The sequence below is a fragment of the Tepidiforma bonchosmolovskayae genome (assembly GCF_008838325.1).
Classification (GTDB): Bacteria; Chloroflexota; Dehalococcoidia; order Tepidiformales; family Tepidiformaceae; genus Tepidiforma; species Tepidiforma bonchosmolovskayae.
This window is the reverse complement of sequence record NZ_CP042829.1, coordinates 2,072,443-2,093,721: the sequence shown is the minus strand read 5'-3', so window position 1 is coordinate 2,093,721 and position 21,279 is coordinate 2,072,443. Positions and strand designations below refer to the sequence as shown.

At 66.2% G+C, this 21,279-nt stretch carries 11 protein-coding genes, 1 pseudogene and 1 CRISPR repeat array; of the genes and pseudogenes, 4 read left to right on the top strand and 8 right to left on the bottom strand.

From position 1 onward, the window contains the following. Nucleotides 1-858 carry a MaoC/PaaZ C-terminal domain-containing protein gene (locus tag Tbon_RS10460; RefSeq protein ID WP_158067651.1) on the top strand — a complete coding sequence of 286 codons (858 nt, stop codon included), beginning with the start codon at nucleotides 1-3 and terminating at the stop codon, nucleotides 856-858. Nucleotides 859-933: 75 nt separating this feature from the next. Here the strand turns inward: Tbon_RS10460 and Tbon_RS10455 are convergent, their stop codons facing one another. Further along, entirely contained in the window at nucleotides 934-1,719 is a 786-nt protein-coding gene (locus Tbon_RS10455; protein ID WP_158067650.1) for an LOG family protein, read from the bottom strand. A 112-nt stretch (nucleotides 1,720-1,831) separates the two neighbouring features. Here Tbon_RS10455 and Tbon_RS10450 point away from each other — a divergent pair, with 112 nt between their 5' ends. Continuing rightward, nucleotides 1,832-2,014, top strand: coding sequence for a hypothetical protein (locus Tbon_RS10450; RefSeq protein ID WP_158067649.1), 183 nt, complete (start codon nucleotides 1,832-1,834; stop codon nucleotides 2,012-2,014). 79 nt (nucleotides 2,015-2,093) lie between these two features. Then, the gene (locus tag Tbon_RS10445) at nucleotides 2,094-3,530 is read left to right on the top strand and encodes an HD-GYP domain-containing protein (RefSeq protein ID WP_158067648.1); all 1,437 of its coding nucleotides are present in this window, start codon (nucleotides 2,094-2,096) and stop codon (nucleotides 3,528-3,530) included. A gap of 146 nt (nucleotides 3,531-3,676) precedes the next feature. Here Tbon_RS10445 and Tbon_RS10440 read toward each other — a convergent pair whose 3' ends face one another. From Tbon_RS10440 to Tbon_RS10415, 6 genes and pseudogenes are all read right to left on the bottom strand, one after another. Continuing rightward, a complete protein-coding gene (locus tag Tbon_RS10440) occupies nucleotides 3,677-7,006 on the bottom strand; it encodes a Swt1 family HEPN domain-containing protein (RefSeq protein WP_158067647.1) in 3,330 nt (1,109 codons plus the stop codon). 15 nt (nucleotides 7,007-7,021) lie between these two features. Then, a pseudogene (locus tag Tbon_RS10435) lies at nucleotides 7,022-9,901 on the bottom strand (DUF1156 domain-containing protein). 219 nt (nucleotides 9,902-10,120) lie between these two features. Then, nucleotides 10,121-10,372 (bottom strand): UPF0175 family protein, encoded by a 252-nt coding sequence (locus Tbon_RS10430; protein ID WP_158067646.1) that lies wholly within the window; start codon nucleotides 10,370-10,372, stop codon nucleotides 10,121-10,123. A gap of 17 nt (nucleotides 10,373-10,389) precedes the next feature. Continuing rightward, a complete protein-coding gene (locus Tbon_RS10425; RefSeq protein WP_158067645.1) occupies nucleotides 10,390-13,971 on the bottom strand; it encodes a helicase-related protein in 3,582 nt (1,193 codons plus the stop codon). 715 nt (nucleotides 13,972-14,686) lie between these two features. Continuing rightward, a CRISPR array of direct repeats spans nucleotides 14,687-16,341; the repeat unit is 36 nt; unit sequence GTTTCAGTCCCCTAGCGGGGATTCGAGGGTTGCAAC. A 105-nt stretch (nucleotides 16,342-16,446) separates the two neighbouring features. After that, nucleotides 16,447-16,731 (bottom strand): CRISPR-associated endonuclease Cas2, encoded by a 285-nt coding sequence (gene cas2 / locus Tbon_RS10420; protein ID WP_158067644.1) that lies wholly within the window; start codon nucleotides 16,729-16,731, stop codon nucleotides 16,447-16,449. A 54-nt stretch (nucleotides 16,732-16,785) separates the two neighbouring features. After that, nucleotides 16,786-19,077, bottom strand: coding sequence for a UvrD-helicase domain-containing protein (locus Tbon_RS10415; RefSeq protein ID WP_192497921.1), 2,292 nt, complete (start codon nucleotides 19,075-19,077; stop codon nucleotides 16,786-16,788). 132 nt (nucleotides 19,078-19,209) lie between these two features. Here Tbon_RS10415 and Tbon_RS13930 point away from each other — a divergent pair, with 132 nt between their 5' ends. Next, nucleotides 19,210-19,530 (top strand): hypothetical protein, encoded by a 321-nt coding sequence (locus Tbon_RS13930; protein ID WP_192497920.1) that lies wholly within the window; start codon nucleotides 19,210-19,212, stop codon nucleotides 19,528-19,530. 412 nt (nucleotides 19,531-19,942) lie between these two features. Here the strand turns inward: Tbon_RS13930 and Tbon_RS10410 are convergent, their stop codons facing one another. After that, nucleotides 19,943-21,178: a hypothetical protein gene (locus Tbon_RS10410; protein WP_158067642.1), complete on the bottom strand. Its 1,236-nt coding sequence runs from the start codon at nucleotides 21,176-21,178 to the stop codon at nucleotides 19,943-19,945. Nucleotides 21,179-21,279 lie beyond the last annotated feature (101 nt).

The window sequence follows — 21,279 nt, the reverse complement described above, 5'->3', positions numbered from 1 at the left end:
GTGCCAATCGATCCTTCGAAGGCGCTTGGAGCGCCGATCCAGGGCGGTTCGTTCCGGTGGGACCGGGACCGGGTGATTCTTTACCACCTCGGGATTGGGGCTGGTGACCCGCCGACGGACCCGAACGAGCTGGCCTATACGTACGAGCGGAACCTGAAGGTGCTGCCGAGCTTCGGGGTGATCCCGGCGTTTGGGTCGCTGGGCGGCGTGGGCCAGGTGCCGGGCCTGCAGTTCAACCCGGCGCTGCTGCTGCACGGGGAGCAGGACCTGGAGATTCGGAAGCCGATCCCGGTCGAGGGCGAGGTAGAGACGAACGGGAAGGTCGCCGGGATTTATGACAAAGGGAAAGCTGCGCTCGTCGTGCTGGAGACGGAGACGAAGCTGAAAGGCGAGGCGGAGCCGCTGTTTGTGAACCGGTTCTCGCTCTTCCTGCGCGGGGAAGGCGGCTTCGGCGGCGAGAGCGGCCCGCCGGCAGGGAACGAGGCCCCGAACCGGGCGCCGGACGGCACGGTGGAATCGAAGACGCTGCCGCAGCAGGCGCTGCTCTACCGGCTTTCGGGCGACAAGAACCCGCTGCACGCGGACCCTGACTTCGCGAAGATGGGCGGGTTCGACCGGCCGATCCTGCACGGGCTGTGCTCGTTCGGGGTGGTGTGCAAGGCGGTGGTGGACCATGCACTCGGCGGCGACACGGGGAAGGTAGCGCGCTACCAGGCGCGGTTCGCGGGCGTGGTGTTCCCGGGCGAGACGATTGTGACGTCGTTCTGGCGGGAGGGGAACACGATTCTCGTGGCAGCCCAGACGAAGGAGCGCGGGACGCCGGTCATCACGAACGCGGCGATTACCATCCGGGACTAAAGGACCGGGGAGTTTCCCGGGCGGGAGCCCGGCCAGGCGGCCGGGCTCCCGTTGTTTGCAGGGCAATGGGGCGGGTTATTCGAAGAGGATGCGCCGGCGCTTCGGTGCAACGCTGCGGTAGCGCAGGCCGAACTTGCGGATGCCGACTTCACGGACGATGGCGGCGGCTTCTTCGGGGGAGTCGGTGAGGACGAGGCGGTCGAGGTCTTCGGGGTCGATGGTGCCCATGGCGACGAGGCGGTTGAGGAGGAAGTCCATGAGCGGCTCGTAGTAATCAACGCCCATGAGGATGCAGGGGTAGTCGCGGATTTTGCGGGTTTGGATGAGGGTGGCGATTTCGAACAGTTCGTCGAGGGTGCCGAATCCGCCGGGCATTGCGATGAAGGCGTAGGAGTACTTGGCCAGCATGACCTTGCGGACGAAGAAGTAGCGGAACTCGACGAAGGTATCGAGGTAGGGGTTGGGCTTCTGTTCGTGAGGGAGCTGGATGTTGCAGCCGACGGAGTGGCCGCCGACGTCTTTGGCGCCCCGGTTTGCGGCTTCCATGAGGCCGGGGCCACCGCCGGTCATGACGGTGAATCCTTCGCGGGCGATGGCCCGGCCGACGCGGCGGGTGAGGTCGTAGTAGGGATGGTCTTCGGTGAAGCGGGCGGAGCCGAAGATGGTGACGCAGGGGCCGACGAAGTGGAGTTTGCGGAAGCCGCGGATGAACTCGGCGGCGATGCGGAAGGTGCGGATGAGTTCGGAGCCGCGGTCGGCCGGGCCTTCGAGGAACTGGCGCTCTTCGGCGCCGTTGACGGCCTTGCCCCACTCGGGGGCGCGCGCCGGCGGGGCAGGAAGTGGCAGGGAATCGTCAGGCATGGCGACAAGTCTATCGGCCTGCTGCCGAAGAGGATGCAGGGGTCCGGGGCGGAGGTGCAGGGTGTTTCCCTACGTCGCCGGGGCGGGTGCGGCCGATGTAGGGAGTATGTGGATGCGCAGCGGGGCAGGGCCGAAGGAGCTGCACCTGGTGCCGGGGCCGATGGGGTGGGCGCTGGTGCGGGAGGGCAGCGAGGAGCCCCTGGGAGTGTTCGGGGACCTCGGGGCGGCGCTGGACGCGGCGACGGCGGGGCCCGGCCGGGTACGGGTGGTGGTGCACGGGCGTAAGGAATGGTAAGCAGCGGGCCGCAGGGGGTTCAGGCATCCCGGCCTCCGGCCGATTTTAGGCACACGAACATCCCGTATTTGAGGCCTGGATGATGCGGCCCCGGAACTGGCTGTTACTTTCGATGGGCGCGGTGCTCGTACCGCTGGGCGCGTTTGCGGCGATGAAGCTGGTCCCTGGCTGGGACCCCATGCTGGTGTACCCGACCGAGCACTTCTGGGTGGTTTCGGCGGCGGCGCTGCTTTCGGCGCTGGTTGGCGCCGGGCTCGCCATGTCCGTCGAGAGCGTGCGGACGACGCGGACGGTGTACCTGGCGCTGGGGTTCGTGGCTATTGCGATGGTGTTTGCAACGCACGGCCTCGGGACTCCGGGCCTGCTCATCCCGGAGACGGATTACCCGTACGCAGTCATCATTTCGGCGGGACTGAGCCAGTTCCTCGGTGCGATCTTCATTGCGCTCAGCGTCGTGCCGCGGCGGTGGCCTGGGGGCACATTTGTCCAGCGGCACAGCACCGACATCCTGGCAGCCGGGCTGGCAGCGCTGGCAGCCTACCTTGCGAGCATGGTGCTTCGGCCGGAGCTGTGGGACTTTGTACCGAGGTCACGGGCGTGGGATAGCATGCTGGCGGGGACAACGATTGTCCTCCTTGGGATTGCCGGCTGGCGCTATTTCCAGGCGTGGCGGCTCACGGAGTTGCCCGGGCAGCTGGCAATGGTGACCGCGCTGGGGCTGCTTGGGGTTGCGCAGCTTTCGATGTACTACAGCGACCTGTGGCACCTCAGCTGGTGGCTGTACCACGGCCTCCTGCTCATGGCCTTCCTCGTCGTGATTGGCGGGTGGGCGATCGAAGCGGCGCGGGCGAAGAGCCTTATCGTGTTCGCGCGGGCACTCGAGCTGCGGGACTCGCTGGATGAGGTCCGCTCAATCGCCGACGTCCGGGTGCTGGAGTCGCTGGAGGAAGCGGTGGAGCGGAAGGATGCCTACACGCGGCACCACATGGGACGGGTCGCCGAGTTTGCCGAGGGGCTGGCGCGGGAACTCGGGCTCCCAGAGCGGAAGGTGCTGGTATGCGCCGCGGCCGGGAGGATTCACGACGTCGGCAAGATCACTGTGCCGGATGCGGTGCTGCTCAAGCCCGGCAAGCTGACGCCTGAAGAGTTCGAGCTGATGAAGCACCACACGGTGCGGGGCGCGCACATTGCGAAGCTCCACCCCGAACTCGAGAGCCTGGCGGCGGTGATCCGCGCCCACCATGAACGGTTCGCGGGAGGCGGCTACCCCGACGGGCTCAAGGGGGAGCAGATTCCGATCGAGGCGAGGGTGGTGGCCGTCGGCGATACGTTCGATGCGCTGACATCGACGCGGGTGTACCGGCCGAAGCGGCCTGTTTCTGAGGCGCTCGAGGAGCTCCGGCGGGTAGCGGGCACGCAGCTTGACCCGGACTGCGTGGAGGCGTTCATCCGGTGGCTGGAGCGCACCGGCCGCCTGGACCACTACACGCTCGGCGCATCGCGGCCGGCGGCGTAGGGGCCGGCGGGAGGAGAGCTGATTGAAGCGGGGTGGAGGGGCGGGTATGCTGCCGACGGCCGGCTGGCGCCGGCGAGACTTCGGAGGAGGAGCCGGGAGGAGCAGCCGGGAAAGCGCCCGACCCTCGGGTCATGCCCGGCGACCGGTCAGTCGCGCTCAAAGCCGAAGCTCGAGAACTTCAGGGTCCGGCAGTTCTCCTCGACAGCGCGGCGCAGGTGCTCATCGGCGCCGTCGGGCAGGGTGGCTTCGATGTCGAGCGTGACCCGGACCTTCGCACCCAGCCTTGCGAGAAAGTGGGCGATGACCTCTGCGTTGACCTGGCCAGCATGCGCCGGGAGCTTCTCGGTATCCAGCTCGATTGTCCCGTGGAAGCGGCGGTAGGTCTCCGGGGCCGGCTGCGGGTACACGCCAGAGCCGGTCCCGCCGCTGCCGCCGGTGCTGCTCCCTCCGCCAACATCGATGCCGGTGTGACCGGTCGTTGCTGAACCCTGCTCGGCGTCGATTTGCCGGCGTGCGGCCTCCGGCCGGACGACCAGCCCGGCAGCATCGGGCGGCAGGGAGATGGCCTGCCCGAACTGGAGCCCTCGGTACCTCCCGGAGGCCTCGTCGAAGCTTTCGGCGTAGGCGAAGGTATCGTTCGCCCAGGTCAGGAGCGCGATGCCGCCCGCAACGGCGTTCGCGAGCACTGCGGGGCCTTTGAGACGCGGCAGGTACAGGTAGCTGGCGAAGTCGTCGGCGAGCTGGCGGAGCGAGACGTGGTCACCGCGCCAGAGCGGCACCCGGTCGAGCCAGGTGCGGAGCATCGTTCCTCCGAGGCTTCCGAGCAGAAGTTCTTCGGCGCGGGCCTTCTTGCCGGCGCGGGCTGCCAGGGCCTCACTGCCGGAGAGGCGCACGGCGCGCCATTCGACCGGGGCATCCGGACGCTTCTGTTCGGGGACGAGGAGCCAGCAGAAGGTTTCGGGAAGCCGCGCCCTAACCGTCTCGTCGGCAGCCTTGAGCTGGGCCTCGGCCTGGCGCACCTGGAGCGGTTCGAGGTTCAGGGTTTCCTTCTCGTCAAGGATCGACTTCCAGGCGAGGTAGCGCCGGACGGCTTCGTCGAGGTCCTGGAGGCGGACCTTATCGGCGGCAAGGAAGAGGAGCGTGTTGCGGAAGAGGCGCGGCGCGTTTCCGCGCGTCTCCAGGATGCCGCGCGCCGCCAGGATCGCCTGGCTCTCCCCATCTTTGGTGTGGGAGTAGTCGGCAGGGAGGACAACCAGCCCGGCCTCTCGTTCGTCGGGGACGTCGGCGGACGAACGCGGGAAGGGATGGACGCGGGGGAACTCCCCGCGGTCGCGGAGGTCGTCGCGCACGCGGCGCTCCAGCTCCTCAGCGACGCGGTCGGGTTCGCGCGTGAGCTGCTCGGCGCGGTCTTCGGCGAGCCGGGTCACGGTGGGCTGAGTGGAGTACCAGAAGCGAGCACCGTCCTGGTAGAGGTGGGTCGCGGCGGCGGCGAGCCGGCGGAGGGCATCGCCGAAGACGGCCGGGGGCTCGCCGGGCATGACACAGCCGAGCTTGACGCGGCGGTCCTCGATGCCGCGATGGGCGGTCGCGGCGGTCGGCGCCGACCCAAGGTAGATGGTGCGCGCCACCCGGCGGGTCGCTGCATACTTGCCGAGGTTCGTCACCTCAGCGTCGATCCTGGCAGGGGTGGAGTTCGGGCCGTCGACGTCCTTTTCGATGATTGGGACCCAGTTATCGGAGAGGTAGCGCGTGAGTTCGAACTGGACCCGGGGGTCGTCGATGGGGATGGTCGAGGGCAGGATGAGCGGCGACCTGTCGCCCTTTTCCCAGAGGCTGTGGATCACGGCCGCCATCAGGCGGAGGACGCCGCGGGTGCGCTGGAACTTCAGCAGCGTCGACCAGTCGGTGTAGAGCCGGTCGAAGACCTCCGGGTGGATGGGGAAGGCCGCGCGGATGCGCTTCTCGTAGTCGGCCTCGCGGCATTCGGGCGGGAACTCGGCGGTGCTGGCGCGGTAGAGGTCGGCGAAGGCCCGGGCGGTCAGGTCGCGCTGGGTGAACTTCTCGGGGTCGTCGATCGGCTGGAAGAGCCGGCGCCGCACGATTTCGAAGCCCTCTTCGGCGGAGGCGGGACGCCAGGAGGATTCGAGCCGGCCGATGACGTTCCGGAGCCGTTCGAGCGCCTCGCGGCCCCGCGTGCCGCCGACCTCGACGTCGTCAGCCTGGGTGTGCGGCGACCCCTGCGTGTCGGAGGCGGGGAGAGAGACAACGAGCAGGCAGTTGCCGGCGAGTTTCGCGGCCTCCGTGAGGGCCTGCGCGAAGGTGAACTGCGTTTCGAAGCTGCCCGCGGGGAGGTCGCCCTCGTCGTGGAGCTGGCGCGCGTAGGCGACCCATTCGTCGATGAGGACGAGGCAGGGCCCGTACTCCCTGAACAGCTCGCGCAGCACGTCGCCGGGGTTCGTGGCCCGCTCGTCGTCAGCGCGGATGCGCTCGTAGGCCTCGCGGCCGCCGAGCTGCCAGGCGAGTTCGCCCCAGAGCGTGTGCACCCTGGTTCCATCCGGTTTGGTCGCGGGATTGCCGGGCGAGATTTTGTTGCCGACGAGAACGACGCGGCGGACAGCGGGGAGCTTCGTGACGCCCGCCTCGGCCATGACGCCGTCGACGCCGGACAGGGAGGCCGGGTTGGCGCCGGAGAAGAGGTGGTAGAGCGCGAGCATGGAGTGGGTTTTGCCGCCGCCGAAGTTGGTCTGGAGCTGGACGACGGGGTCGCCGCCGGTGCCCGAAAGGCGCTGGACCGCGCCAACCAGGAGCCGGCGGAGGCTTTCGGTCAGGTAGGTCCGGCGGAAGAACTCCTCCGGGTCGCGGTACTCGTCGGCGCCCTCCCCGAGGTGGACCTGCCAGAGGTCGGCGGCGAACTCGGCCTGCTGGTAGCGGCCGCTCGCGACATCGGGATGGGGCACGACGATCTCGCGCCAGGGGCGGAGGGAGCTCGCGGCCGCGGGCTCGATGAGCGAGCCGCCGGCGCGGCGCTTCTCGGCGCGGAGCTGCTGGTCGAACATGGTGCGGCGCAGCTCGAGCTTCATCCGTTCGACTTCGTCGGCCTCGGGCGCGGAGACGGCGGTGAGGAGGCGCTGGATCGAGTCGAGGGCGCGGTCGGCGTCGTCGCTCGAGATCGGCTCCTGGTGGGCCCACTTGTTCCGCCACGTCCGGATTTCGGAGACGAGGCTGCGCTCGGCGTGGCCGAGGGTATCGCGGAAGACGTCGTTCCACTGCTCCCACATGACGCGGAGGAGGACGGCGGCGTCGAGGGCCGGCGTGTTTTCGTCGGTCCAGACCAGGTCGTTCTTCCAGGTCTCGGAGACCTTCGTGACCCAGTACTTCCCGTACTTCCGCTGGCATTCGCGCTCGATCCAGGGGGCGAGCCCCTGCCGGAGCAGTTCAAGCGCTTTGCCGACGCGTTCCTGGTTGGTCATCGCCATGGTGGACCTCCTGGACTAGGGGAAGAGGGCTGCCTGCGCGGGCTGCGAACCGCCGTGCCCGCGCGCGAGGCGGGTGATTTCGGGCCAGCTCTGGACGAGGGAGTTGTAGCGCAGGGCATCCTGCGCCCACTTCTTGCGCTCGCAGAGGGTGTAGAGGCGGTAGGCGAGTTCGCGGGCGGTCTCGGCACGGCTGCCAAGGCGGGCGACCAGGTCGGCGGCGGCAGCCTCGCCGCCGGATTCGAGCGCGCGGATGAGGTGGTGCACCGACTCCCAGGCGGTGAGGCGGGAGTCGGAGGCGGGGTCCCAGTCGGCGGGCAGTTCGCCGGGGCGGAGGAGCCGGACCCTGCCGCGGGCCGACTGCACGATGCCGGCCTCGACCATGCCGGCCACGCTGGTGTTCTTGGCCTTGGAGAGCGTTTCGGCGACGCCGAACTCGCCCTCGTCGAAGCCGTGCTGTTCGAACCAGGCCAGCGCCCAGCGGCTGTCGGCGTCGAAGTCGCCCTCCTGCTCGGCCAGCGCCTCATCGAGCGTGGCGTTGATGAGCGCCAGCGCCTCGCGTACTGAGACGGGCTGCCCCTCGGCGTCGAGCACCTTCGCGTAGCGGGTGTAGACGGCCATGCCGGGGCCGATGGCGGCCTGGGCGAGGTCCACCGGGGCGATGTTGGCCTTCTGCAGCTCGGCGAGCGCGGGCGCCAGCTCGGCCCTGAGCGCGTCGACGAACTCGCGGCGCGTGGCGGTGGGGGCGTTCGCGGGGCGCGGGCGGCAGACCAGGACGATGCTGGAGGCCAGCGCGTTGGTGTCGATGCCGTTCGAACGCGCGCCGCGTTCCGTGCGCATCGGCCAGGTGCCGCTGACGGCGAAGCCGGCGCGGATGACGGCGTCGAGGAAGGTCTCCCAGCCGGTGCTGGCGGTGCCCTCGGCGGTCTCGGTCTCGGACTGCTTGAAGGCGTAGTAGATGGTGACCGGAAAGGCCGGGTGGGCCTGCTCCGCGAGGCGGTGCATGGCCTGCGTCATGCCGCCGAGGAAGAACTGCTCGGCCTTCTCACTGCTGCCGTGGCGGTAGGGCGTGGCAACCAGTTCCTCGGCCTTGGGCACGGCGAGGGTGGCGAAGAGGTCAGGGAAGACCGGCCGCAGCGCGCGGCGCAGCCAGACGTAGAAGAAGTCCGACAGGTCGGCGTAGCCGATGTTGTCGTAGTAGGGCGGGTCCGTGGAGACGAGCTTAGTGGCGGTCAGGTCCTGATTCTGAGCGTCTCTTTGCCGAACAACACCTTTGCACGATGCAGGAAGATTTGCCTCCACAACGCGCGTCAAGTACTCAACCTGTCCAATGAAGCTGCCTGTAGAGTTGCTCAGTGGATTCCCTTCCACGAAGTCCCATGTCATTGCCAATGCTTGCCGGGCGAATACTTGCTGAACGTTCTCTCCTTTCTGATCCCAGAAGTTGAGGGTGGCTGTTCGATTTGCCTGCCTGCTTATGCCGATTCCCAAATACACACCCACCGCCTCGGCATACGCCGTGGCGCCGGTCCCGCCGTCGCGCAGCGGCTGGCCGTCGTCGGGCAGGCCGGCGGCGAGGGCGTCGCGCCTGACCTGCTCCATCGCCTCGCCCACCAGGTCCGAGAACGTCGTCAGCACCACGAGCTGGCGGGGGGTGAAGAGGTCGCCGTAGGTCTTCAGGCCGTAGTCCACCGTCCAGAAGTTGCGAGGGTCGTTGGGCAACGCTACCTCCGGCTTCCACGTCGGCTTCGCCTCCCGCGCAATCGCTTCGTGTCCTGGCGTCGGCGGGAGATAGACCCGCCCGCGCTCGCCCTCGGCGACGATGGCCATCAGCCGCGCGCCCATGCGCCCGGCCTGGCCCTCGGCCTTGATGTAGTCGCCCGCGATCGGCGTGCCTGACATCAGGCAGCGGAAGTTCGCTCCGCGTGACAGCTTCGTCCCGTTCTTCGCCGCCTCCGCATCCCTGGGCTCGCCCACCTTGACCGTGAAGCGATACCCGCCGCCCCCGATCACCGGCTCGACGTAGGCCTCCTTGCCGCTCTTCGTCGAGAGCATGAAGGTCGAGGCGAGCGGCACTTCCACGTCGGCGAAGGCGGGGTTGGGGCTTCGCACCGTGCGCGCCCAGAGCCAGGCGATGACGGTGAGCTCCTTGCCGACGTACGGCTTGAGGTCGGGGCGCTCAGCGGCCATCTCCTCGGTCACGGTGACCTTCGGGTAGAGGCGGCCGATGCGGCGCTCGGCTTCGTCGCGCATCCACTGGCCGTAGTAGCGCACGTCTTCGGCCAGGCCCCGGGCGCCCTTCTACTCGCCCTCGAAGAGGCGGCCGCCGGTGCGGGCTGCGGGGTTGACGGGGGGCCTGCCGGCGAAGCGGGGCGGAATCTCGATCATGGCCTTGTTGATCAGCACCGCCACCGGGTTGAGGTCGCTGGCCCAGGCTTCGAGGCCGAGGCGCTGTGCTTCGAGGGGGAGGCTGCCGCCGCCGGCGAAGGGGTCGTGGAAGGCGGGCAGCCTGTCCGGGTTGAAGAGCTCGGCGGCGCGGGGGTGGCTGGCGTTGTCGCGGCAGGTGCGGCGCCAGCTCCTCCAGATCTCCTCGCGGGCAGCCTGCAGCACCTGCTCGTTGGTGGTGTTCTCCCACTGCACGAGCTGCTCGAGCAGGCGGAAGAGGCGCTGGCGCTCGGCCTCCTGAGCTTCGGGCGTGGGGAACTCCTCGGGGACGGCGGAGGGGTCGTCGACCATTTGGGCGAAGATGACGGCGCGTGCAGCGGCGAGGGGGCGGCGTGCCCACCAGAGGTGGAGGGTGCTGGGGTGGCCGTGGCGGATGGATTTTTCGCGGGCCGAGGCCTGGTTGATGGCGACGAGGGGGAGTGCGACTTCGATGAGCTTTTTGCGGTACTTCACGGTTTGCTCCTCACGTTTCCAGGCCGGCAATGCGCACCGCCATTGCGATGACTTCGTCGGAAAGCCAGATGCTGGCAGCCCGCAGTGTGAGCAGCACGGGGCGTGCGTCCGGGATCACCCCCGGGCCGCCGGGCCAGGGCCACGATTCCAACCGTTTCCATGACCGGGATACCGGAGCGCCAGCGCGCACGAACGGGCGAGGCGTCGATGACGAGCACCTCAGGCACCCTGGAGCTCCCGGGCGAGGTCGCGCTCGTCGAGCGAGAAGACGTCGACGCGACGACGTGCGAGTTCGGCCAGGAACTCTGCCCGGCCCCTTCCGGCGGCCTCGGCAGCCCGCTCCATCGACAGGAGGCCCTGCTGGTACCAGTGGATGGCTGCCGCGTGCTGCATCCGAGCGGCGAGCTCGTGCGGCGCCTTTCGGAGCGGTGCGAAGGGGGCATCGGGCACGGTGATGTCGATTTGCGACATGGCTGCGTTTCTCCTGCCTACCGCGGTTCCTCGGCGCGGGCGAGGAGTTCGGCGAAGTCGTAGTTCACGCTGGTGACGCCGAAGTCGGGCTCGCGCCGGAAGGGGCGGCGCAGGTAGCGTACGCGATGGCCGCCATCGGCGTGGAGTTCGACGAGGGCGAGGATGTAGTCGTCGGGCTTGTTGAGGCTGGTGAGGATTTCGTTGCGGGTGACGGTAACCGTATCGGCGCCGGCGACGCGGGCCTTGACCTCGATGAGGCGGAGGCGGCCGCGCTCCGGGCCGGAGACGACCCGGCTTTCGATGTCGTACCTGAGTTTGTCGGACTCGCGGTCGACGGGGTCGTACCCGAGCTTCCGTTCGACGTCCATGACGAGCCGGCGTCCGAGGGCGGCAGCGGCCCCGGTATCGACAGCGGGAGCGGGCAGGGGGTAGGGGCGGCCGGTCATGGCGGCGAGGAGGCCGATGGGCACGACGACGAGGCCGCCGAGAACGACCGGGGGCAGGGCTGAGACCCTGGCCTCGCGGTCGAGCTCCTCGATGCGGCGCCGGAGCCGGAGGCGCAGATCTTCGGCCCGCCGGCGGGCCTCCACGGAGTTCATCCGCGCCGCCGGTTTGCCGGCCTGCTCGTCGAGGGCAAGCTGCTCGGCGCGGTAGTCCCAGTAGGCGATCTCCTTCGTCAGCCGGTCGTGGACCGCGGCGCGGGTCTTTTCGACGAGTTCGATGCGGCGGTCGCGAACCTCCCGAACGTGCTCGGGCACGACGGTCGCGATGGCGTGGTTCCGGGCGACGGCCTCGATGTGGGCGCCGATCCAGGCGCACTCGGGGCGGGCGAGGAGGTCGTCGGGGGAAGGCTCGTCGTCAGCGAGCGGGCGGTAGTCGAGGTACGGGGCGTACTGGAGGTGGCGGGCCTGGCCTTCGGCGTCCATTTCGACGTAGAGGAGGCGCCGGGAGATGGTGCGGTGCTCGCCGGAGGGCAGGAGGCTGGCGTCCTGGACGGCATGTTCGAGGACCATGAGGACGCGCGGACTGGTGCCGTGGTCGCGCTCGTCGACCAGGACGGTGCCGCGCTTCAGCAGGTCGCGGTGGCGTTCGAGCACGAGGTCGATGGTGGCATCGAGAAGGGGATGGCCGGGGCAGATGAAGGCCGCGAGCGGTTTGCCGGGGTCGGTGATGAGCTCCTTATCGAAGGTGATCCGTTCGTAGCGCGGGAGCACCGGTTCGCCGCGGCCGATCTGGCGGTCGCGGCTGCGGACCTGGGCCGGCACGTAGGTGACCTCGTAGCGGCGCGGCTCCCGCTCGCGAACGACGCCGCCGAGGCGGCGGAAGGCTTCGAGGAAGAACGATTCGACGTAGTGCGGCTGGAGCCGGCGGGCCTCGGCGCGCTCCATCTCCTCGCGGATGCGGGCCACCCGGCTCGAATCCATCGCGTCGTGGGCGAGGGCGCGCTCTTCGAGGAGTTCACGGAGGTGGGCGGGGTCGACCGCGTGCTCGATGACGGTGTCGAGCCGGGCGCGGACTTCGGGGCGGTCGCCGTAGCGGATGGCCTCGATCAGGAGTTCGCGCAAGGGCCGGCCTTCGAACTGCAGCTTGCCGAGGACATCGAACACCTTGCCGCCGAGGGCGTTGCGGGCCTCGTCGAGTTTTTCGAGGAGCCGCCGGTAGACGTCGCCTTCGCGGGTTTCGGAGGCGACGAGGTTCCACAGGTGGCAGACCTCGGTTTGGCCGATGCGGTGGATGCGCCCGAAGCGCTGCTCGATGCGGTTCGGGTTCCACGGCAGGTCGTAGTTGACCATGAGGTGAGCGCGCTGGAGGTTGATGCCTTCGCCGGCGGCGTCGGTGGCGAGCAGGACGCGGACTGCGGGGTCGTGGAGGAAGCGCTCCTGGGCGTTGCGCCGCTCGTCACGGCCCATGCTGCCGTGGATGACGGCGATCGCGTCGGGGCGTCCGAAGAGCGTCGCGATGCGCTCCTCGAGGTACCGGACGGTGTCACGGTGTTCGGTAAAGATGACGAGCTTCTGGTTCGGCGAGGCGACGGGCGCCGGGAGGGGCCGCCCGTCGTAGGGGGCGGTCTCCTCGCGTGCCGTGCCGCTCAAGGCACGGTCCGTGAAGATCTCCTGGAGGAGTTCGGAGAGCTGGCGCCACTTGGTGTCTCTCCCGCTCCGGCGGACCCGGGCCGCCAGGTCTTCGAGGCGCTGGAGCGTCTCGATCTCGCGCCGCAGCTCCTCGACGGTCTGGGCCGCGGTTGCCTGGTCGAGGACCCGCTCCTCGACCTCCGCGACCTCGTTGTCGGGGGCGTCCTCGAGGTCTGAGATAGCGTCCTCATCGAGCAGTGTATCGGCCACGCTGAGGGCGACCGCGCGCCCGCGGCCGAGGAGCTCCTGCTCCCTGAGTTCCTTCTCGAGGCGCTCCCGCCGGCGCTTGAGTGACTGGTAGATGGCCTCGGGCGAGGATGCGAGGCGCCGCTGGAGGATGGTGAGGGCGAAGCCGACGGTGCCGGCGCGCTTGTTGTTCTTCAGCGCCTCCGCACGGTTGAACTCCCCGCGGACGTATTCGGTCACCTGCTGGTAGAGGAAGGCCTCGTCGTCGGATAGCTGGTAGGGGACGGTGTAGGCGATGCGCTCGGGGAAGAGCGGTTTGCCTTCGAAGGTGAGGAGGTCCTCCTTGACCATGCGGCGCATGAGGTCGGAGACATCGACCTGGTGGACGCCCTGGCGGAACCGGCCTTCGAAGCGGTCGCCATCGAGGAGGGCCATGAAGAGCTGGAAGTCCTCTTCCCGGCCGTTGTGGGGCGTTGCCGTCATCAGGAGGAAGTGACGGGTGATTTCGGAGAGGCGCTGGCCGAGCCGGTAGCGCTTGGTGTACTGGACCTCGCCCCCGAAGTAGGTTGCCGAGAGCTTGTGGGCTTCATCGCAGACCACGAGGTCGTAGCGGTTGTCCTGGGCGAAGAGCTTCTGCTGGACCTCTTCGTTGCGGGAGAGCTTGTCGAGGCGGGCGATGGCGAGGTCGTTTTCGAGGAACCAGTTGCCGGTGCGGGCTGCTTCGAGCTTGTCGTTGGTGAGGATTTCGAAGGGAAGGTTGAAGCGGCGCGAGAGTTCGTCCTGCCACTGCTCGACGAGGCTGCCGGGGCAGACGATGAGGCAGCGCTGGAGGTCGCCGCGGGCGATCAACTCCTTGATGAGGAGGCCGGCCATGATGGTCTTGCCGGCGCCGGGGTCGTCCGCGAGAACGAACCTGAGCGGCTGACGGGGCAGCATCGTTTCATAGACAGCGGTGATCTGGTGGGGCAAGGGATCGACCAGCGAGGTGTGAACGGCGAGTACGGGGTCGAAAAGGTGGGCGAGACGGATGCGATGGGCCTCGGCTGCAAGCCGGTAGGTTGCGCCGTCGCCATCGAAGCTCCATGGCCGGCCGGCTTCAACGAGTTCGAGGTCCGGTTCGTCCTCGCGGTAGAGGAGGCGGTCGGCGACTTTGCCGTCCGCGGTGCGGTACACGAGGGTGAGGGCATCGGAGCCGTGCCACTGGACGTTGATGACCGTGACGAGACCACCGGGCGAAATGCCTCGGATGACGGCGTTGGGTGTGAGGTCCTCGAGTTTCACGCGTATCTCCTTTCCTCCGGGGCGGCCGGCCCGGGGCTGGCGGGAGAGCCTGCCGCCGAACGGAGATCCCCACCGACCGCGGCGCCGCCGCGGACACAGCGTCGGCCGGCGCCGCGGTCAGCAATCATAGTTGCTCCGGCGCGCCAGCCGCTGTCGCTTCTGTGCCCGGCATGCGGGCCAGGCAGGGGGTGGGATGGCCGGGCCGGGCTCCGCGGCCATCGTTGCACCGTCCCCCAACGCGGTCACCGAGCGGAGCGGCGGCGGGGCCTCCTCCCAGGCAGGGAATCGCCCGACCCGGCGCCGCTCCGCCACCTTACTCTGGCAGGTCGGGTAGGGAGATTGGCGGGAGAGACGTGAGGGTGGTCGGCAACCCGTCTTTGATGGCGATGTACTCCTGGCCATCGGTGGCCTTGGCAAGCCCGAATGGCCAGTCGGGGAGGAACATCGTCAAATCCCCGCCGTCAACGGCGGCCTCTCGGAAGCGCTCAGAGTACAGCCCTATAACGCGGGCGGGTCCGGGCAGGTTACCGATGAAGAGAAGAACACTGGTGCAGTCCAGGCGTACCGGCGCAGCGAGCGGCGTCAGGCCGCCAGATCATCCGGTTCGACACGATGCCCCCGGGGCCGGATCGAAGGTACTCCTCAAGCAGCGCACGGATGTGGATGTGGTTATCCGCAGGTCCGTACCGGCCATTGCCAGTAGCAGCCCGGTCTCGTTTCAGTCCCCTGGCGGGGATTCGAGGGTTGCAACTACTCCCGCATCGGGAGTGTGGCAGTTGTCACCAATCTACGGGTTTCAGTCCCCTCGCGGGGATTCGATGGTTGCAACATCGAGGGCAGCCCCTCTGCCATCGGCCCGCTCCTGCGGGAGTTTCAGTCCCCTAGCGGGGATTCGAGGGTTGCAACTGCTGGAGGAGGTCTCCACCGCCGACGTCATCGTGGCGTTTCAGTCCCCTAGCGGGGATTCGAGGGTTGCAACTTCCCTCGATCGCCGAGCTTGTCGGGAAGGGCGGCCTTGAAGTTGTTTCAGTCCCCTAGTTGGGATTCGAGGGTTGCAACAGAAGGTCGACTTCGACGCCTCGAGCTGGCAGATGCTCCTCGGTTTCAGTCCCCTAGCGGGGATTCGAGGGTTGCAACAGAAGGTCGACTTCGACGCCTCGAGCTGGCAGATGCTCCTCGGTTTCAGTCCCCTAGCGGGGATTCGAGGGTTGCAACTCAGGAAGGTTCAGAGGATCCCGATCGCGAACAAAACGGCGGTTGAGTTTCAGTCCCCTAGCGGGGATTCGAGGGTTGCAACTCTTGGGCATCTGTCGTCGACGCCATCACCGATGTTGACAGGTTTCAGTCCCCTAGCGGGGATTCGAGGGTTGCAACCTCATCTCGCCCGGCGAGCAGCCGTCGTGGGTCACGATGTTTGAGTCCCCTAGCGGGGATTCGAGGGTTGCAACCCCTTGACTACGAACTGGGCACAGGGCTGGCCCGCGAATACCAGTTTCAGTCCCCTAGCGGGGATTCGAGGGTTGCAACCTTAAGACCAACATCACCATTGCCCTTAAGGAGGATCTAAACGTGTTTCAGTCCCCTAGCGGGGATTCGAGGGTTGCAACTTCGGCTGGGTGACTGCGCCAGTAAAGGATCTTGTCGCAGTTTCAGTCCCCTAGCAGGGATTCGAGGGTTGCAACTAGTAATAGTCCTCGATAGCCTCGCGGACCTGTTCGTACAGTTTCAGTCCCCTAGCGGGGATTCGAGGGTTGCAACTTAGGGAGGATCTCAATGTTCTCCTTAGGGGTGCCCCTGGCATGTTTCAGTCCCCTAGCGGGGATTCGAGGGTTGCAACGACGCCGCTGGCCCGCGGTGGCTGAACGTCCTGCAGCTGTTTCAGTCCCCTAGCGGGGATTCGAGGGTTGCAACTCAGGAAGGTTCAGAGGATCCCGATCGCGAACAAAACGGCGGTTGAGTTTCAGTCCCCTAGCGGGGATTCGAGGGTTGCAACACATCGGCGCTGGTGACCGTGCGTGGCCACGCGACATTCCACGGTTTCAGTCCCCTAGCGGGGATTCGAGGGTTGCAACTACCAACAAAAACTGGCTGAAATCCAGCTGGAAGAATCGCGGTTTCAGTCCCCTAGCGGGGATTCGAGGGTTGCAACGTGGTGCTGCCGGACTGGATGGAGCCGGCGGAATGGTGCCGGTTTCAGTCCCCTAGCGGGGATTCGAGGGTTGCAACTCCGGCCGGCCCGAATTGGCTGACCATTACGCCCAAGTTTCAGTCCCCTAGCGGGGATTCGAGGGTTGCAACCCCAGGCCCCCTGATGGAGGAGGTCCACAGGTCCAAGTTTCAGTCCCCTAGCGGGGATTCGAGGGTTGCAACTCTATTGACGTCCTTCCCTCCCTGTGGTATTAAGGGCGGCGCCGTGCCGGCCGGCCGCGCCCGTACTATGCCACGCCAGCCCCGGCATGACAAGGGGGTTCCCCCTCACACGATGAACCACCTGGGCCGCGGCCGCGCCGGCGGGCCGGCCGGGACTTCGATCGACCGATAGCCTCGGGCGCCGAGGTGGTAGACCCGAACCTGGTCGGCTGCAGGGTCGATGCGGGTGCGGATGCCGGCGAGCATCCGGGCGAATTCAGCAGGGCGGAGCTCAAATTCGAAGACGCTCCGCTGGACCCGCTCTCCCCATCCCTCGAGCCAGGCGGCGAGGGCTTCGCGCCGGCGGGTATCGGGGATATCGTAGGCGACGACGTACCAGCGCTCGTCCATCTGGCGTCACCATGCGGGTCGGACCGGTCCGCCGGTGCGGATGGCGCGGGCGGCTCATTCACCGGCATCACTGCGGCGTACCCCCGCAGACCACTCGTGCAGCACGTTGCCTTCGTCATCAATGGCCCGGACGCCGAGGAGGTCGACCGAACGGAGCTGGCTCAGCACTCGATCCCACGAGAAGTCGACGAGCGGAACGTCCTTCCGCCACACGCCGTCGCCCCGCCCTGCACGCACAGGTCGAAAGCCGTACCGCGACAGTTTGCGACCTGGCCCCGCTTCTGCCTCAATGGCGACGCAAGGCGGCCCCGCCAGCTTCCGCCAGTCTCCGCTTGCGACGTTGGCATGCGACCGGACACCGGCGAGAAACGTGCTGCCCCGCCGGGAGTCGGTGACGAAGTACAGGGCGTGCTTCGCCCGGGTCGCAGCCACGTAAAACAACCGCCGCTCGTCGCTGCCGATCGAGAGCAGGGAATCACCGAACACGCGTCCGGTCACCCAGAGGGGATGAATGAGCGGGAACCTGCCGTCCCGCGCATCCAGAATGATCACCGCGTCCTCTTCCTTACCCTTCGCGGAATGAGCAGTATTCACCGTAACCATTCCTCGCAGACGCTCTGGAATGGCTGAGCGGAAATGTTCCTGCAGTGCCTCTACGCCATCTTTTTCCCCGGGCCCAATCAACCACCGGATATACCAAGGAATCGTCCGGGCCCTGAACAGCACCAGCACCCTTTGACCGCCAGAGAGACAGTGCCATATCAGACGCAGTGCCGCCGGCGTGATTTCGTCGTCACCGTGGCGCTGCTTTTCGGCGTCTCGAGAACGCCACTTTGCCATATCAAATATCATGACTTCTCCATCTCGGCGAGACACAGCGACACCACCTCGCTCATCTGATGGGGCCATGATCGCGTTTCCCGTTTCTACAATCCTGGCATCTGACCGATAGTTGTTTAACAGCAAGAATTTATAAGGAGAAGTAAATATGTCCTCAAAGTTTCCAAAGTATCTGATATCAGCTCCGGCAAACCTGTTAATAGCCTGCCAGTTGTCACCTACGCCGAAGAATCCTGACGAATCAGAGACGCCTTTGATCGCCAACAACAGTTCGATAAACGCCGTGCTCATATCCTGGAACTCGTCGACAAGGACGTATTTAATCGTCTTCAAATTGCCTGACTCTCTACCTCTATCTCTGACAAAGCTCGTCTCGCCATTTTTGATGCGCTCCACGGCAGACCAAAGTAACCCGGGAAAATCCAGGAGATTCTGGGACGCCAGACGATCAACATATGAATCATAGATCTCGCAGGCGACCTCCAGGAAGTCTGCTTCAAACTGGCTTATCGAGCTGTGGTGCAGCACTTTTTCTCTCAGGTCGTCAGCACTAACGCCAAGCGCTCTTGCCCTGTTCACAAAGGAGACTACCGCCTCTGTAAATCTATCGATGGCCCGGTGCTTAACTTTGGCCCATATCTCATGATCTGAAAGCTTTCGGTATCTGATTCCGAATCTGTCCAATGCACCGAGCAGTATAGAAGCAAACCGATCTGGCCCGTGCCGGGATATGTCTTCAGAAGAAAAATAGATCAAATTCCACTGAGGTCTGCTACCCCAGTAGCGGATCTTGTCTTCAGCGAGCGCATCGTAGTCCGGTTCGCCTTTTAAGCCGAAATATTCGATAATCAGTCCTCCTCTTCGATTGTCGAAATAGATGGTAAAATCAGGCCGGTAAACACTTTCGCCCCATCGGAATGGCTTCTCATATTTGTATTCTATTCCGTGCTCGAAGAGGATATTAGCTATCAACTTCTCGCCATATGACTTGACGAATTCTCCAGCGAGTGTCTCCCGTTCTAGTGATCGTCTGTACGCCAAAAAATGGGCAATAGGAAGATTAAATTTGTTTCTGATAATCTGATCCCAGTCTTCTTTATAATATGCCAGCATGAATTGCTTAATTCTGTCAGCGTACCGTTCGGAGCGTATGAGGTCATCGATGACATCCTGAACGAATTTGCTCAGGTCGAGCTGATCTTCATCCTTTTGGTCAGAGAGGATACGAGATAGTGGTTTGACGATCGCGTGTGCGAGAGCGTGAAACGTCATGACATGCGGCACATTCTCGCCGAGGAACGTGCGCAGACGTTTCTTCATTTCGTTCGCCGCATCCCGGTTGAACGCAAGCAGGAGCAGCTCGCGTGGCTCGATGCGACAATGCTTCTGGAGGAATGCGGCGCGCGCCGTGAGGGCAGTGGTCTTGCCGCTGCCGGCGCGGGCAACGACCAGGGTATTGCCGGCGGCCAGGGCGACCGCGGCCGCCTGCTCGTCGTCGAGTTCCAAGCCCAGCTCCCGGCGGCTCCACTCCCGGACGAAGTCCACCTTGAGCCTGCGGTATTCTTCAGCCGAGAGCAGGCTGGCGTCGGGGTCGCTGGCGAAAACGCGGTCAGCATTGAGGTAATCTGTTTCAAGTGCATGCCGAATTCGCTGAACGAGAGCGACGCGGCGGCGCCGCTCCTCTTCCTCACGACGCCGCCGCTCCTCCTCCTTCTCGCGACGGCGTCGCTCCTCCTCCTCGCGGCGGCGCCGCTCCTCTTCATCCCGGCGGCGCCGCTCCTCTGCTTCCTCCCGGCGCCGACGCTCCCATTCACCCCGCAGGCGGCGCTCCTCTGCAGCCCAACGGCGAAGCTCCTCCTCGTCCCGGGGACGGAGCTGCCATATAGCCTCCAGGCGAAGCTCCTCCTCGTCCCGGGGACGGAGCTCCCTTTTGGCCCCCAAGTGGCGCTCCTTGTCTGACCGCAAGACATGCAATCTCCCCGTCCGCCGCTCCTCAATCAGATTTGCGAGATTGTTCCACTCTTCTTCAGACATAAGAGACTTTAACTGTTGAATTAATTTCTTTTCTATGAACGAAAATCTACTCAGATCTCTATAAGCTATTATCGAAGGAATTAAATCACGCAGATAGTAATCTGGCTTCTGGTCAAAGTCATCCCATAATGAAATGAGCTTATCGAGCAAGTATAACGCGCTGTGCATTTCATTCGCCTAAGTTCGCAAGAGCGCAACCGAGCGCTCAAGGTTCACGGGATTACCCCTTGGGTATGACCTAGTAATCGCCCCACGAGAGACTTGCTACATCTATCGAACGCCAAGTGCTCCAGTAAGTGGAGACTCGGCAGCGCAGCACACCTCCGTACGGGGCAGGTCAGGAACGCCATGGCTGGACAAGAGCACCGAGACTCGAGGGGGCTGTGGGGAGACTGGAAGGCGCAGGGGCGCCGACGGCCGCGGCGAGGATTTCGAGGTAGGCTTTGGCGGCTTCGAGGCTTTCGCTGGGGACCTGCCGGCCCTTGTGGACGGCGTCGTTCCGGGCGCCGGCGAGGCGGGCGCGGAGGGTTTCGCCAGCGTGCGTTTCGACGGCGCGGCGGTAGTCGGGGGAGAGTGCTTCGAGCAGCTTCGCGCGGCGCTGGGCGCCTTCGATGCGCCAGCGGCCGCCGTCGATGGGCATGAGGTCGACTTCGCTGAAGCCGGACGGCAACCGGGCCGGGTCGCGGATGTCGTCGGGGTCGATGCCGCATTGCCTGAGGCCGGCGGTGAGGAGAACTTCGGCTGCGGTGGCAGCGACGAGGACGGCCTGGGTGGGACGGTTGAGGGAGTCGAGGCGGAGGAAGCAGGCGCCGAGCTCGGCGCCCCAGGCGAGGTCATCGTTTGCCGCCTGCTGGAGCCAGGCTTTGAGCCCGGCGAGGTCGACGCCGCCGGCCCTGGCGGGGATGTTGGCGGCGAGCTGGGCGAGCCACTGGCGCTGGTAGTTTTCGACGGCGGCGAGCGCCTCGGCGATGGTGACGGCGGCTTTGAGGGCCTTCTGGTCCCATGGCGGCGGAACCTGTGATGGAAGGTGGAGGAGGGGTACACCGGAGGCAGCCGCTGCGGCGGCATCGCCCCGGGCGAGCGACTCGAGGGTGCGGTCGCGGGCATCGAGGTGGCCCAGGATATCGGGGTCGAACTCGCGCAGGGGCTCGCGGATGGTTTGCGAGGGGTCCAGGGCCTGGAAGTGGCGGGCGTCCGGGAGCAGGGAGCGGACGACGAGGGTGAAGGCGGTGCTCATCTGGGGGGTGCCGGAGGTGAAGCAGGCGATGACCTCGGCCTCTTTGAGCTCCGGGTGGCGGCGGACGAGGTCGCGCCCGGCGAGGAGGAGGTCGGAAACGCTGACTGCGAGGTCGGGGACGCCGCGGCGAAGGTCGTCGAGGATGTCGATGGCGACCTCGATGCCGAGGGCCTGGAGTTCGGCGGCGGTTGCCTCGGCCTGGGGGCGGACGGCCTCGGTGGCGACCAGGAGCGCCCTGTCGGGTGTCGTCTCACGCGCAAGGCGGAGGGGCCCTGTTGGTTCGCCCTCGTGGAAGGGGTCGCGCTTGCCGATGGTAGCGAGGAGGATGGTCGACACGGCCACGATTATTGGGGAGCCGAAGGTCAGCGCGCAATTGTCGTCTATTTGTCGCGAAGAAGGGGTTCACCTCGTGCACAGCCGTGTGCTAGGATGCGGTC